This window comes from Streptomyces noursei ATCC 11455, assembly GCF_001704275.1.
Taxonomy (GTDB): Bacteria; Actinomycetota; Actinomycetes; order Streptomycetales; family Streptomycetaceae; genus Streptomyces; species Streptomyces noursei.
Genome location: NZ_CP011533.1, coordinates 8,500,609 through 8,515,539, shown reverse-complemented (window position 1 = coordinate 8,515,539; position 14,931 = coordinate 8,500,609). Strand labels below are relative to the sequence as shown.

Below are 14,931 nucleotides of genomic sequence, written 5' to 3'. Positions count from 1 at the left end.
ATGCCATCCTTTCAGCGCGGGGTGCGCGCGGGTTGCAGACAGCTCTGCGTCTTCCCGTCAATCCAGCCGACCTTGAGGGTTTCAGAGTGCTGCAGGAAATCCGCACAGAGACAGGGGGCGTCAACTCCCTCCTGCTGGCCCAGCCCTCCCCCATCACTCCGCGTCGGACATGAGCTGAGCTGCGAGCCAGAACTGGACGGCAGCCATCTCCGATGCCTCCTGGCTCGTACGCGGGGCCCATTGTGCACTGGGACGCGGGCCCCACTCCGTACCGGGAAGTTCACGCGCCTGCTCGCAGGCTGCAGTGAGCATGGCATCAAGGATCCCGGACGACCTTTGGATAGGGGACTTGGGTCGCCATACCACCTCCTCCGGTACACCGAGTGCTGCCGCGGCCATCCGCAAGGGCACCTTGTCCCACGTCCGGCCCGCACCATCCGTGCGCCATATCGCGCGGTAATCGATCCGGCGGGTGATGGCGAGCAGACCCGAATGCTGCATGGTGCGGCACCAACGGGCCGGTGCTCCGGCGTCCACGACCTCGCCGATGTCGACGGCCGGCCGGCGGTCGGTGCAGTATTTGGCCGCTTCCGCGAGGATGCCGTCGTCGAATTCCTCCTGGGAGCTCACTGGCGGATGGCCGCCCAGGGTCGCCGTATCAGCTCCTTCACCGGTGAGCACAATCCCACGCCCCCGCAGGAAAGGGCCGACCGCCATCATCGCCACTGCCACCCGTCGAGGCCGTCTGGTCCCTCGTGCGCAGAGCAATGGCCAACACCGCTTTCGCCACACCCGACCGCCTCGACCATGGACTCCGCCGCGAGTTACGCAGAATCCAGCGTCACCCCCGCCTGATCGACGGCTGCCTCAGCGCCACCGACCTGCCCCTCACAACCCCGACCCCACCCTGAAAACCTCAATAGCTGGGGGCCGCCGAGCGCGCCGCGCTCGGCCAAGGGGTGACCATACGGCGCGGCCAGGGCTACACACCCTGCGCGTAAGCGCCGTCCCCGCCGTGCACCGGGAGCTCCTCGACCGCTGCCCGCCGCTCGACGGCGGCGAAGGCACCCCCGCGGTCCCGGCCCCGCGCAAGGCCCGCCGCGAGTACGAGAACCGCGTCAGCACGCACCACGTGTCATGCTGCGGGCTTCTGCAGCCAGTCTGCTTCGATGGTCCAGAAAATGTGGCGCGCACCGAGGTAGTCGTGGGCGAAGTCCGTGAACCGTTCGCGGGTGTACGGCTTGCCGGTCTTGGGGTCCTTGGCGTTGATGTCGGGTTCCTGGACGGCCATCGCGACGAGGGGGAGGGAGTCCTTGTATGCGTGGAGGAACTTGTAGGAGTTCTCCATCTGGTACGGCCGGTCCGGCAGGGTGTCCGGGCCTCCGATGCCTATCTTCTTGTCCCTGGCAAGGTCGAACATTTCCTTCATGCGCTTGTGGTCGTCGTCGTCCGGCAGGAAGTTGATGTACTGGATGAACTGCGTCTTGGTGAAGACCTTCTTGCCGAAGCGCATGTTGTCGATCTCGGCGTCGATGTAGGACTTCGAGGTGTACTTGGTGTGATCGGTCTTGGTGTCCACCTCGACCGCGGTCTCCGGAAGGTTCACCCCGGCGAGCTTGCCGTCGAACTTGGCCGCCATCGCCTTCAGTAGGGCCTGGAAGTCCGTCCGCACGTCCTTGTTCCACTGCGCGACCATGGCCCCGTGTGTGGTGGGGTTGTCGGGGTTCTCGTCGATCGTCGGCGCGACCCCGCCCTCGTCCTTCACGTACTGGGGGACATTGGCGTCCTTCATGGCGACATCGAAGAACCGATCCTGAACCTGGACGAACAGCTTCTTGTGGCGTTCCTGGAGATACCTCAGGGCATTGTCCAGCCGCGACCACTTGTACTCCCCCTTCTTCCCCTCAAGGGCCTTCCAGGGCACCACCACCTGCACGCCGCCGATATCCGAACGATCAATCATGGCCTTGACCTTCGGGTCCTCGCCGGACGTGGCATCCTCGAAGGCGCCGAGCGACATGTACAGATTGTCCGTCACCTTGCCGGGGGACACCGAGGCGGCGGCCTTGCCGGGGGCGAGAGCCGCGACGGCTACCCCGACGGTGGCTGTCAAGGCCACGGCCGTGAGGACAACAGATCCGGCTGCACCACGTTGCGTCTTCATGAACAAGACGCTAGGGGAAGGTTCTAAGTGAAAGATAAGAGCGTTCGTCAGTGGGTGTGGGCACAGGGTGTGAGCACATGGATGCGCCGCCCGGACCAGCGAAGGCACGTTGTGCGGTGCGGGATGGACCGGCATGCTCAGTAGTTGATGGTGTGGTTTTGCAGAATCCGATGTGCCATGCCGCCGGTTTCGAGGTTTGTGGAAGACCTCAGCGTGAAGTACTCACGGAACGTGGATACGTGGTGGGTGCTCAGCAGCGCGATGGTGCGGTTCCACGTGCCGCCGTCCACGGTGCGCCACAGGTCGAGCAGTGAGCCGCCCACGTTGCCCTGGACGGAGTCACCGTCGTCATACGTGGAGTCGTGGGCGAAGCTGATGGATATTCCGTTGTCGCCGACGTAGTGGTAGTCACCCAGGACGTAGGCGGCGGCCGAGTCGGCGAAGGCTTCCGCCCATGCGCAGGATTCGGAACTCGCCTTGTTGACCCAGTGCGGGCTGCAGTGGGTGATCCGGGGGAACCAGCCGCCGAACAGCCTGTGTTGGAGGAAGTGCGCGCTCTCGTGCAGCACCGTGTGTTCGGAGTCGGGCACGGCGCCGGCCAGGTGGACGGTGTTGTGCTGGGTGTCGTAGAAGGCGTCGGATGGTGCCGATGAGTCCCACTGCATGGTCAGTTCGGTGCATGTGTTGCCGTCGGTCTCGCGCGCGCTCCAGCAGTTGCTCTTGGGGTTGTCACGCTTCCACCACAGCTCGTTCGCGGTGTCGAAGGCGTGCCAGGCGCGCATGTCACCGAACTGCGGCTTCATGGTTCCCAACCGTCTGCTGGCCGATACAGCGGTCTGTACGGGAGAGTTCCAGGTGAAGGTGGCTCCTGACCCGTTGGTCACCTTCCAGAGCCGGCTGCTCTCCGCCGAGACCCGGACCCACATCTGGTCCATCGACCGTGTGGCCTCGGGGGTGTAGCACGCCCGGAAGCCACCGTCGGTGACATCCGTGAGCAGGGCTTGGGTGTTGAGCTTCCGCGCGCTGCCCAACGCCTGCTCCCGTCCCCACAGTTCGACGTTGGCGTTGCGTACCGGTTTGGTCTTCCACGGTTTGTCGGGTCCGCTCTCGGCTGACTGGTGGTCGAAGTGGAGGGAGCCGGTCAGGCAGATCCTCTTGGCGACCGCACTGGCCCCGCCGGAGAAGAGCAGGGGAAGGGAGATGGCGGCTGCCATCAGGACGGCTCCGCAGCCTGCGATGACGAACTTTTTCAGGTGAAAGCGGTGTGCTTCTTGATCCATCGTGGGACTCTCCGGTCGTCATTGTCGGACGGCCCGATGCTCGGCAGGAGTGCGGCCGGTGCGCCGTCGGTCGTGACGCTGCGCGACGCGAGGCCCCGCGCGGGGCTCACATCCCCCGCGGGGCCTCGCTATCGCTTGTTGACGGCCGGGGCTTCGGTCGTCAGTCCTCGTCCGGGGTGGTGGGGAGCTTGGCCTGGATGAGATCCATGACCGAGGCATCAGTGAGGGTGCTGACGTCGCCCAGGGTGCGGTTTTCCGCCACATCGCGGAGGAGACGGCGCATGATCTTGCCCGAGCGCGTGGTGGGCAGGGCGGTCACGGTGAGGATGCGCCTGGGTTTGGCGATCGGGCCCAGTTCCCGGGCGACGTGTGTGCGGAGTTCTTCTGCGAGGGCGTCGGATTCCGAGGCGCTGTTGCGCAGAATGACGAAGGCGCAGATGGCCTGGCCGGTGGTCGGGTCGCTCGCGCCGACCACCGCGGCCTCGGCGACCGCGGGGTGGGAGACGAGGGCGGATTCGACCTCGGCGGTGGAGATGTTGTGGCCGGAGACCAGCATGACGTCGTCGACCCGGCCGAGCAGCCAGATGTCGCCGTCCTCGTCCTTCTTGGCACCGTCTCCGGCGAAGTACCTGCCCTTGAAGCGGGACCAGTAGGTGTCGACGTAGCGCTGGTCGTCGCCCCAGATCGTGCGGAGCATGGACGGCCAGGGCTCGGTCAGGACGAGGTAGCCGCCGGCGCCATCGGGGACCTCGTGCCCCTTGTCGTCCACGACGGTCGCGGCGATTCCGGGCAGCGGCATCTGCGCCGAGCCGGGCTTGGTCGCCGTGACGCCCGGCAGCGGGCTGAGCATCATCGCGCCCGTCTCGGTCTGCCACCAGGTGTCGACGATCGGGCATCGGCCGCCGCCGATGTGCTCCCGGTACCAGACCCATGCCTCGGGGTTGATCGGTTCGCCGACCGACCCCAGCAGGCGCAGTGACGACAGGTCGTACTCGGCCGGTATGTGGTCGCCCCACTTCATGAAGGTGCGGATGGCGGTGGGGGCGGTGTAGAGGATGGTGACACCGTACTTCTCGACGATTTCCCAGAAGCGGCCCTGGTGCGGGGTGTCCGGGGTGCCCTCGTACAGGACTTGGGTGGCGCCGTTGGAGAGCGGGCCGTAGGTGATGTACGAGTGACCGGTCACCCAGCCGATGTCCGCGGTGCACCAGAAGACGTCGGTCTCCGGCTTGAGGTCGAAGACCGCGTGGTGGGTGTACGACACCTGGGTGAGGTAACCGCCGGTGGTGTGCAGGATGCCCTTGGGCTTACCCGTCGTCCCGGAGGTGTACAGGATGAACAGCGGGTGCTCGGCCGGGAACGACTGCGGGTGGTGCTCGGTGGACTGGCGGCCCACCACGTCGTCCCACCACAGGTCCCGGTCCCCGTCCCAGGCGGTCGGCTCGCCCGTGCGGCGCACCACCAGGACGTGCTCGACGGTGGGGCACTTCGCCACCGCACGGTCGACGACCGGCTTGAGGGCGGAGGGCTTGCCCCGGCGGTAGCCGCCGTCGGCGGTGATGACCAGCTGGGCGTCCGCGTCCTGGATGCGGGCGGCGACCGCTTCGGCGGAGAAGCCGCCGAAGACGACCGAGTGCGGGGCGCCCAGGCGTGCGCAGGCCAGCATGGCGATGACCGCTTCGGGGATCATCGGCAGGTAGATCGCGACCCGGACGCCCGCGACCACGCCGAGTTCCTCCAGCGCGTTGGCGGCCTGGGCGACCTCGTGCTGCAGCTCGGCGTAGGTGATCGTACGGCTGTCTCCGGGCTCGCCCTCGAAGTGGATCGCGACCCGATCGCCCAGGCCGTTCTCCACATGCCGGTCGACGCAGTTGTACGCGACATTGAGCTGGCCGTCGGCGAACCATGAGGCGAAGGGCGGGTCGGACCAGTCCAGCGTCTCGGTCGGCGGCACCGTCCAGCTGAGACGGCGGGCCTGCTCCGCCCAGAAGCCGATCCGGTCGGTGGCGGCCTTCTCGTAGCTGTCGGCGGTGACGTTGGCAACCGCCGCCAGGGCGGCCGGCGGGGCGAACCGCCGTTCCTCATGGAGAGGTTTCGCCAGGCTTTCGTCATTCACGATGTGCTGTTCCTTGGAGTCGTTCGTAGGGTGGGGACCAAGTGGTGTGCTGCGTGGCGACGGCGTCGCCGATTCGGGGGTCAGTGCGCGCCGGCACCGGTGAGGGAACGCACCTCCAGCTCCGCGTACTTGTCCGGGTCGGTCTCACGGGAGGCGAGGGTGCCCAGCCAGCCGGCCAGGAAGCCGACGGGGATGGAGACCAGGCCGGGGTTCTCCAGTGGGAACCAGTGGAAGTCCGCACCCGGCACCAGTGACGTGGGCGTGCCGGAGACGACCGGGGAGAAGAGCACCAGCACCACCGAGGCCACCAGGCCGCCGTAGATACTGCACAGCGCGCCGGTGGTGTTGAACCTCTTCCAGAACAGGCTGTAGAGGATCGTCGGCAGATTGGCCGATGCCGCGATGGCGAAGGCCAGTGCCACCAGCGCCGCGGTGTTGAGCTTGTCGGCGAACATGCTCAGGACGACGGCCACCATGCCGATCCCGACCGCGGCGAACCGCGCCGTTCTGATCTCCTCGCGCTCGCTCGCCTTCCCCTTGCGCACGGCGTGGGCGAACAGGTCGTGGGCGAAGGAGGTGGACGACGTGAGGGTGAGGCCGGCCACCACCGCCAGGATCGTGGCGAAGGCGATTGCGGAGGTCACCGCGAGCAGTGTGGCGCCCAGGGTGGTTCCGGGGCCGCCGCCGAGCGCCTCGGCCAGCATCGGCGCGGCCGTGGTGCCCGCCGGGTTGGCGGCCTTGATCGTCGAGTGCCCCACCAGCGCCGCCGCGGCGAAGCCCAGCACGAGCGTCATCAGGTAGAAGACGCCGATGAGGCCGATCGCCCAGTTCACCGAGGTCCGGGCGGTCTTGGCGGTCGGCACCGTGTAGAAGCGGACGAGGATGTGCGGCAGGCCCGCGGTGCCCAGGACCAGCGCGACACCGAGACTGATGAAGTCCAGCTTGGTGGTGGGGCCGGCGCCGTACTTCAGGCCGGGCGAGAGGAAGGCGTGGCCCTTGCCGCTGGCTTCGGCCGCCGAGCCGAGGAGCGAGGAGAGGTTCCAGCCGAACTTGCTCATGACCAGAACGGTCAGCACCAGCGTTCCGACCATCAGCATCCCGGCCTTGACGATCTGCACCCAGGTGGTGCCCTTCATGCCGCCCACGACGACGTAGAGGATCATCAGTACGCCGACGCCCAGGATGATCCACTTCTTGGGCGCGTCACCGGAGATGCCGAGCAGCAGGGCCACCAGAGACCCTGCGCCGACCATCTGCGCGAGGAGGTAGACCACGGAGATCACGATGGTCGAGATGCCCGCGGCGGTACGTATCGGCCGCTGACGCAGCCGGAAGGCGAGCACGTCCGCCATGGTGAACCGGCCCGTGTTGCGCAGGGGTTCGGCCACCAGGACCAGCGCCAGGATCCAGGCGACGAGGAAGCCGACGGAGTACAGGAACCCGTCGTACCCGAAGAGTGCGATAAGGCCGGTGACGCCCAGGAACGAGGCGGCCGACATGTAGTCGCCGGAGATCGCCAGGCCGTTCTGGAATCCGGAGAACGAGCGGCCGCCGGTGTAGAAGTCCGTGGTGCCCTTGGTCTGCCGGCTCGCCCACAGGGTGACGCCCAAGGTGGCCGCCACCACGGCCAGGAACAGGCCGATCGTCAGCCAACGGCCGCCGCCCGCAGCCGGGGCGGCCAGGGCCGTCTGTCCGAGTTGAGTGATCATGCCGCGGTCCCCTCCGCCACGATGTGGCTGTGCGCGCGGATCCGGGCCTGCTCGATGTCGTCCTTGATCTGTTCCGCGAGCGGGTCCCGCCGGCGGTTCGCATGCCGCGAGTAGAGCCACGCGGCGAGGAAGGTCGCAGCGAACTGGGCGAGTCCGAGGAAGAGCGCGACGTTCAGATTGCCGACGACCTTGCCGGCCATGAGGCCCGGCGCGTAGCTGGACAGCAGGACGTACAGCAGATACAGGCTGAGCACCGCGGTGGTCGCCACTGCGGCGAACACCCGCTGTGAGCGCCGGAGCCGGCGGAACGGCTCGCCCTGCTGCGTCGTCCGGAACACCGCGGCGGTGAGGTCGTCAGTAGCGGGTGGGGTTCCCGTGCTGCCGGCCGTGGAACTGCCGGGAGGGGAGGCGTGCGTGGTCATGTGCCTTTCCAGTGGTGGGACTTCGGTGTGACCCGGCAGCCGGACTGGCCACGGGCGGTTGGCGCCGGCCGGTTCACGGCGACGGTGAACCGGCTCCCCCGCCGGTCGGTGAACGGCAGAGGGACTCGGGTCGGCGCGGAGTACGGGACGGCATGAGCCGGCTTCCGACTGACGCGCGGTGCCGCACGGCACCCGGTCGCATGACCCTTGTCCAGCCAAAGTGTGGGGCTGGATCGGCCACGATGCATGACGGGCCGTACCGAAGGATTAAGGGATCGCCGTACGGGGAAGCGCACCGAAAGATCCCTCGGCCGCCGTCCGTCGCGAGCCGTTCCGGGCCCCTTACCGGAAAATTATCGATCCCTTACACGTCGGCGCCACGCTTCTCGGCAGAGCTGCCGGCCCCGGCGCATATGGGCTGATCCCCCGCCATGTCGCCCGTGGGCCGGCAGCTCCGCAGCCAGGTAAGCCAGCGTTCCCCCGGGAAGGGGGGCCGCCCTCCAGACAGTCGTGGTGTGACATGCCGACCAATCCCGCAGAGACCGCTCCCCACGCGGAACGAGGCGCGGTCCGGTGCTGATCGGGCGGGAACGTGAGCTGGACACGCTCGCCCGGCTGCTCGGGGACTCCTGGACCGGCCCTGACTCCGTTGTCATCACCGGGGGTTGGGGGTGCGGGAAGAGCGCACTGCTGCGGGCCGCCCTGGCGGACATCCGCCAGGACCCCGGCACCTGCGTCGTCTCGGCGGTCGCGGACCCACTGGAGCGCGACCTGCCCTTCGGCGTGGTCCGCCGGCTCTTCGAGGAGCTGGCCGCCGACGACTCGTCGGGGCTGCCGTTCTGCGACGGGACTCTGGACGCCGCCCAGGTGCTCGCCCCGTGGGCACAGCGACGGGACGAGCCGGCGTCCGCGATGTCGGGGCAGGATGCGGAGGCCCTCGGCGACCTGTACCGGCTGTGCGTCAGACTGGCGGGTGGCAGAAGGCTGTTGATCGCCGTCGACGATCTGCAGGGGGCCGATCCGCACTCCCTCCTCTGGCTGCGGTACCTGCTGCGCAGGGCCGACAACCTGCCGCTGTTCGTCCTCACCACGCTCGGTCCGGGGGATGCACATCCGCACGCTGCCGCCGTGGCCGCCGTCGAGCCACTGTTCCAGCATCGGCTGACACTCGACGGTCTCGCCGACGACGCCGTCGAGGCCCTGGCGGCCCACGTTCTGGGCGAGGCCCCGGAGCAGCCGTTCACCCTCGCCTGCCGGGAGGCCACCGGCGGCAACCCTCTTCTGCTGCACGCCGTGTTGCGTGGGCTGCGGACTTCCGGGCAGCGCCCTCGGACGGCACCGGCAGACCTGATCACCGGCCATGTCCCGGCCGACCTGGGCTCGGCCGTGCTCACCCGGCTGCAGGAGGTCGATCCACACGCCGTGCGCACGGCGCAGGCCGTCGCGGTGCTCGGGGGTACGCCGGGCATCGACCTGATCACGGCGGTCACCGGCCTGCCGGAGCCGGCCGTCGCGGACGCCGCACACCGGCTGGTGGGCACGGGGTGGATGACCGGGACGGAGCACGGCCTGTCCTTCGTCTGCGACGTCCTGCCGACGGCAGTCGCCGCGGTGGTGCTGCCGAGCCGGCAGCGGGACCTCCATCTCCGGGCGGCCGAGCACCTGCTGGCCCACGAGGCTCCGCTGCCGCGGGTGGCCGCTCATCTGCTGCTCAGCCCCCTGGGCGAGCCGTGGGTGCCGGAGGCGCTCGGCCGGGCGGCGACGCTGGCCGTGGAGCAGGGCGACGACGCGCACGCAGCCGCCCTTTTGCGGCGCGCCCTGCGCGAGGAGCTCACGGCGGAACTACGGGCCACCCTGCTGGCGAGGCTGGGTGAACTCGAACTCACCTCCAGCCTCCCGGTCGCCGTCCGCAATCTGGAGCGCAGCCTGGAACTGTCCACGGACCCGACGAAACAGACCGCCATCGCCCGCAAGCTGGCCGGCGCGCTCCTGGCTCTCGACCGGCACCCCGATGCGCTGGAGACATTGCGACGCACCAGCGAGGCGGTCCGGCGGACGGACCCCGACCAGGCCATGCGGCTGGAGATCGACTTCATTCACACCAGTCTGAGCGAGGCGACCTCGGCCCCGGCCGTGGTGCCACGGCTGATGGAGCTGGACCTCTCCGACGCGGTCGAGCGCCCCGTGGAGCGGCCCCTGGCCGCCCTGTTGAGCCTGCGTGCGGCCATGGCGGGAACATCCACCCGGGAAGTGGTGACCCTGGCCCGGCTGGCGCTGAGCCATGGCATGACCCCCAAGGACGACGAGTCCATCGTCTACACCGGCGCGGTGACCTCCCTGGGCGCCGCCGGGGAGACGGAGTTGGCGCTGACCTACGCCAACGCGGCCGTGCGGTCGGCGCACCCCGGGACCTCGGCCTTCCACTACGCCCACGCGCTCACCACCCGGGCGAACATCCACTGCCGGCTCGGCCGGCTCGCGGACTGCCAGGCCGACGCGGAGGCCGCGCTGGGCGCGCTCGACAGCATCGGCGTCGGCCCGTGCAACGGCCTCAGCACGTTCGCGATCACGACGCTGGCGGAGACCCTGCTCCGGCAGGGCAGGCTCGCCGACGCCGAGGACCTGCTGGTGCGCGGCGACTTGAACGGGCGGCTGAACGGCAACTGGATCAACGACTACGTACTGATGGTGCGTGGCTGGCTGCGCTGCGCCCAGGGGCAGCTGGAGGAAGGGCTGGCCGACTTCCTGCTGTGCGGTGAGCGGACCTGCGCCCGCGGGATGCCCAACCCCGGCTTCTTTCCCTGGCGTTCGGAGGCCGCTTTGGTGCACGCGGCACTGCGGCAGGGCGAGGCCGCCAGGGCGCTCGCGGAGGAGGAGGTGCGGCTCGCCCGCACCTGGGGCGTGCCCGAGGTGACCGGTGTGGCCCTGCGCGCCCTGGGGGTGGTGATCGGCGGTCGGCAGGGACTCGATCTGCTCGGCGAAGCCGTACTGCTCCTCGACGGCACTCCCGCGCGGGTGCGGTACGCCCAGGCACTGGCCGACTGCGGTGTCCTCGCCCGCAAGGTCGGCCGGCTGGCCGAGGCCCGTGCGCACCTGCGCCGGGCCGTGAGCGTCGCCCACGAGTGCACGGCGACGTCGCTGGCCGATCAGGCCCTCGCGGAGTTGCGCGCCGCGGGTGACCGGCCGCGCACCCGGACGTTCCACGGCGTGGGAGCGCTCACCCCCACCGAGCGGCGGGTCGCGGACCTCGCCGGCCGGGGCATGACCAACCGCGAGATCGCCCAACGCCTCTTCGTCGGTCTGCGCACCGTGGAAGTCCACCTGACCAACGTCTACGGGAAGCTCGCCATAGACGGCCGCGCGGGGCTGACCCGCGCGCTGGCGGATGCCGGTGCGGTCAAGCAGCCATGACGGCACATCAGCGGCTCTTCACCGCCTCGAAGTGACTCCGGGGCCGACCGCGGCGTCGCCGTGCGCCCCGGTACGCACCCGTGGCGACTCCGCGCTCCCCACCTTCACGTTCACCCCTACCGAGGAGAGACCCATGGGGTTCAGAAAACCTACCACCGTGGCCCAAGTCACCGAGGCCGTGCGGAAGTCCGACCCGCTCGCCCGCCCGATGGTGACTCTGGGCGTGGGGTCGGGACGCCATCCGTTCCTGTACGCGCTGCTGTCCGGCGGCATCGCCGACGGCGACAGCTTCTTCGTCACCCTCACCGACCGCTCCGTGCTGTTCCACGAGGTGGCATCGGCAGGATACCGACCGGGGAAGCTGCGGTACGACATCGAGCACGAGCAGTTCCGCGCACGGATCGGCGAGGTCCGCCGGCGCGTCCTGTGGAGCATCTTCCGGTTCCGGTTCCCCGGCGAATCCGAGGCCGCCTGGCTCAACGTCCAGCGCGCCTGGCGACCGGAGATGGACCGGTTCCTCGACGTGCTGGACGGGTACCGGCTCGGCGCCGAAGCGACCGACGGGCGCTCGTCGTGAACCCAACTTTCCACTCCCGGCCGTCCCGTGGCCGATGGATACCCCTGGCCCTGACCGTGGCCCTGGTCAGCGGCTGCGGTCCGACCGGCGGCCCGGCCGACTCCCCGACCCCGAGCCCGCCGCCGAGCACCGCACCGCCGCCGCTCCTCCCGCCGCCCGAGAGAGTGCCGGGGTGGCACTGCACGGAGCGACCCCGGCTGCCGGACACCGTCGAGGTGGGCTGGCCCGTCGAGGCCCCCGGGCACCGGGCCGCCGGGCCGGACGGAACGTCAGTGCTCGCCACCGACTGCGGTGTGCTGCTCTTGCGGATCTGACGGACCGGCCACCGCGAGGCGGTCCATGACGGCGCGCGCCCGCTCCTCGCCCGTGGGGTCGCCGAGTTGAACCAGCGCGGCCCCGCCCTCCGCGGCACACGTACCGGCCTGCTCCGGCCGGCCGACCGCGGCCAGCGCGGAGGCGAGGGACAGCAGCGTATGGGCGCGCTGTGCGTGCAGGCCGTGCGCCCGGCAGACACCGAGCGCCGTCCGGTACTCCGTCACCGCCTCGTCGTACCGGTCGAGTCCCATCAGGGCGTCGCCCAACACGCGTCGGGCCAGGGCGGTGCCCACCGGATTGGTGCCGGGCGGGCAGTGGGCAAGGGCGTCCCGTGCGGCCTCCAGCGCCTGGTGCGGCCGGTCGAGGGCGAGTTGGGCGCGGGCGAGGCTGACGGAGCACTGGGCGGCCATGCCCGGCTCACCGTTCTCGCACGCCAGGGCGTGTGCGCTCCGGTAGTGGCCGATGGCCTCGTCCAGGCCGTCCGGCCGCGCGTCGGCGACCACCCCCATGGTGTACACCGCACGCGGGGCCAGTACCCGGTCCGCGGCGTCGAGCTGCTCGTGGGCGCGGGCGGCCAGCACCGCGGCCTCCTTGTGGTGCCCGAGCCGTGCGCAGGCGACGGCCGCCGTGATGCAGCTGAACAGGGTCGCGAGCCGCGCCCCGTGGTGGTCTGCGGCGCGCAGCAGCGCAGGGGACAGCTGATGGATGGCGTCCCACGGCAGACAGAAGTCGGTGAACGGCATGAGCAGCGCCAGCAGGCTCGACAGGGTGTGGGTGTCCTCCGCGCTCACCGGCCGGTAGGGGTGGTGGAGGATCTGGCCGGCGACGGCCAGCATCGCGGGGAGTTCGTGCAGCACCCATTCCTGCGCGTGGCGCGCGTCGGCGAAGGCAGCGGCGCCCGGCATGCCGTCCGGATCGGCGGCGTCGGGCAGCTGGCTGTAGGGCCGCTCGGCCCGCATGGCGCTGCTCGTCCCGGTGAGGTAGTAGCGGGCGACCCGGCTCAGGGCGGCCTGCCGCGCGGCGTCGGGGTCGGTGTCCAGCGTCCTGTGGCGGGCGAACAACCGCAGCAGGTCGTGGTAGCGGTACCGGCCTGGTTCCCCGGGTTCCAGCAGGCCGTGGTGGGCCAGGGCGTCCAGGAGTGCCTCGGCCTCCCGCCGGCCGCACTGCAGCACCGCCGCCGCGGCGGCCGGGGAGAGGTCGGGCACCTCGGGTATGGCCAGCAGCCGGAAGGCCCGCGCCTCCGTGTCGTCCAGCGTCGAGTAGCCGAGGTGGAAGACCGATTCGACGGCCAGGCTGCCGGCCTCCAACTCGCCCAGCCGCTGCGAGCGGTCGCTGAGCCGCTCGGCCAGCGTCGTGAGCGTCCAGCGCGGACGGGCCACCAGGCGGGCGCCGACGACACGGACGGCCAGTGGGAGCAGGCCGCACGCGCGCACCAGGTCGCGGGCGGTCTCCTGCTCCTGACGGCACCGCTCGCCGCCGGCCATCCGCTCCAGGAGTGCGAGGGCCTCCGGCTCGCTGAACGGTTCGAGCGCGGTGCGGGTGGTCGCCGGAAGGCACATCAGTGCCGTACGGCTGGTGATCAGCGCGGCGCTCCCGGCGGTGCCCGGCAGCAGGGGGCTCACCTGCTCGGTGTCGGCGGCGTTGTCCAGCAGGAGCAGCAGTCGACGGCCGGCCATCCGCGAACGGTAGAGCGCGGTGCGCGCCTCCCGCCCGCTGGGCACGTTGCCGGCCAGAACTCCCATGGAGCGCAGGAACAACTCCTGCACCTCGTAGGGGTTCGCCCGCTCCCGTCCGGTCCCGCGCAGGTCGGCGTAGAGCTGGCCGTCGGGGAACTGCTCCCGCACGGCGTGCGCGGCGTGCACGGCCAGCGCGGTCTTCCCCACCCCTCCCATGCCGTGGATCACGGAGATCACCGGCGCGGTCGCGTCCGTCCGTGCGGCACCGGACAGGGCGTCGCGCAGTCGCCGGCTCTCCTCCTGACGGCCGGTGAAGTCGGGGACGTCGGGAGGGGCTTGCGCCGGCGGCACCCAGGTCGGCCGGTCCGACCCGGCGGCCGGGCCGGGGGCCGGGGACCCGGCGGCCGCACCCGGCGGCGGTGCCAGCGTCGGATCCGCCTCCAGGATGCGCTGATGCAGACCCACCAGCTCCGGGCCGGGATCCACGCCCAGCTCCGCGGCGAGGTGCCGTCTGGCCGTGGTGTACACGGCCAGCGCGTCCGCCTGCCGGCCGCAGCGGTACAGCGCGAGCATCTCCAGCGCGCGCAACCCCTCGCGCAGCGGATGTTCGTCGGCCAGCGCGAGCAGTTCCCCGACGACCCGGGCGTGCCCGCCGAGCTGGAGTTCCACGGTCAGCCGCGCCTCGACGAGGAGCAGCCGGTACTCCATGAGGCGGTCCCGCTGCCGCTGGGCGTAGGGGCCGGGCACTCCGGTCAGCGGAGTGCCGGCCCACAGTGCCTCGGCCTCGGCCAGGATGTGGACGGCCGGCTCCAGTTCCCCCTGGCTCCGGGCGGCCTGCGCCCGGGAGTAGAGCCGTTCGGCACGGGAGACGTCCAGCGCCCCGTCCGGCAGGTGCAGCGCATAGCCGCCGGCGACGGAGACCAGGGTCCTGGGCGCGGCGGACTCGCTCTCCAGCGCCGTGCGCAGCCGCGAGACGTGGTTGCGCACCGCGACGTGCGCGCTGGCCGGCGCATCCGATCCCCAGACGTCCTGCACCAGTTCGTCCGCGGAGGCGACCTGGCCGCGCCGCAACGTCAGTGAGGTGAGCACCGCGCGCTGCTGCGCCGGTCCGGTGTCCAGTTGCCGCTCACCGCGCCATGCCCTCAGCGGACCCAACGCTGCGATGCGCAGCCCCTCCATGCCCAGCTCCAACTTTCGGCCCACGGCATCGGTCATCGATCAACCTGTCATCGGTCATTGGCTGAGAACAGATGGGCGGACA

General features: G+C 70.4%; 9 protein-coding genes and 1 pseudogene. 3 read left to right on the top strand and 7 right to left on the bottom strand.

The window, feature by feature from the left end; genetic code table 11:
* Positions 1-153: 153 nt before the first annotated feature.
* Complete coding sequence (locus tag SNOUR_RS36195; RefSeq protein WP_067355627.1) at positions 154-630, bottom strand: hypothetical protein; 477 nt, start codon at positions 628-630, stop codon at positions 154-156.
* Positions 631-710: 80 nt separating this feature from the next.
* Between SNOUR_RS36195 and SNOUR_RS49605 the strand changes: the two are divergent.
* Positions 711-911 (top strand): annotated as a pseudogene (locus SNOUR_RS49605) (IS630 family transposase); the annotation flags it as partial.
* A gap of 224 nt (positions 912-1,135) precedes the next feature.
* Here the strand turns inward: SNOUR_RS49605 and SNOUR_RS36190 are convergent.
* The 5 genes from SNOUR_RS36190 to SNOUR_RS36170 form a co-directional block, all read right to left on the bottom strand.
* Positions 1,136-2,119 (bottom strand): hypothetical protein, encoded by a 984-nt coding sequence (locus SNOUR_RS36190; RefSeq protein WP_312634838.1) that lies wholly within the window; start codon positions 2,117-2,119, stop codon positions 1,136-1,138.
* A 182-nt stretch (positions 2,120-2,301) separates the two neighbouring features.
* Positions 2,302-3,378 carry a hypothetical protein gene (locus tag SNOUR_RS36185; protein WP_079143092.1) on the bottom strand — a complete coding sequence of 359 codons (1,077 nt, stop codon included), beginning with the start codon at positions 3,376-3,378 and terminating at the stop codon, positions 2,302-2,304.
* A 226-nt stretch (positions 3,379-3,604) separates the two neighbouring features.
* The gene (gene acs, locus SNOUR_RS36180) at positions 3,605-5,560 is read right to left on the bottom strand and encodes an acetate--CoA ligase (RefSeq protein ID WP_067355625.1); all 1,956 of its coding nucleotides are present in this window, start codon (positions 5,558-5,560) and stop codon (positions 3,605-3,607) included.
* A gap of 80 nt (positions 5,561-5,640) precedes the next feature.
* Positions 5,641-7,269 carry a monocarboxylic acid transporter gene (locus tag SNOUR_RS36175; RefSeq protein WP_067355622.1) on the bottom strand — a complete coding sequence of 543 codons (1,629 nt, stop codon included), beginning with the start codon at positions 7,267-7,269 and terminating at the stop codon, positions 5,641-5,643.
* Positions 7,266-7,691, bottom strand: a complete 426-nt coding sequence (locus SNOUR_RS36170) for a DUF485 domain-containing protein (protein ID WP_067355620.1) — start codon at positions 7,689-7,691, stop codon at positions 7,266-7,268. Before SNOUR_RS36170 ends, SNOUR_RS36175 begins: the two co-directional genes overlap by 4 nt.
* A gap of 573 nt (positions 7,692-8,264) precedes the next feature.
* Between SNOUR_RS36170 and SNOUR_RS36165 the strand changes: the two genes are divergently transcribed.
* Together SNOUR_RS36165 and SNOUR_RS36160 are read left to right on the top strand one after the other, a co-directional pair.
* Positions 8,265-11,102 carry an AAA family ATPase gene (locus SNOUR_RS36165; protein WP_067355617.1) on the top strand — a complete coding sequence of 946 codons (2,838 nt, stop codon included), beginning with the start codon at positions 8,265-8,267 and terminating at the stop codon, positions 11,100-11,102.
* A gap of 133 nt (positions 11,103-11,235) precedes the next feature.
* Positions 11,236-11,679 carry a hypothetical protein gene (locus SNOUR_RS36160; RefSeq protein WP_159425987.1) on the top strand — a complete coding sequence of 148 codons (444 nt, stop codon included), beginning with the start codon at positions 11,236-11,238 and terminating at the stop codon, positions 11,677-11,679.
* A 269-nt stretch (positions 11,680-11,948) separates the two neighbouring features.
* Here the strand turns inward: SNOUR_RS36160 and SNOUR_RS36155 are convergent, their stop codons facing one another.
* Positions 11,949-14,885, bottom strand: coding sequence for an AfsR/SARP family transcriptional regulator (locus SNOUR_RS36155; RefSeq protein WP_067355613.1), 2,937 nt, complete (start codon positions 14,883-14,885; stop codon positions 11,949-11,951).
* Positions 14,886-14,931: the final 46 nt, after the last annotated feature.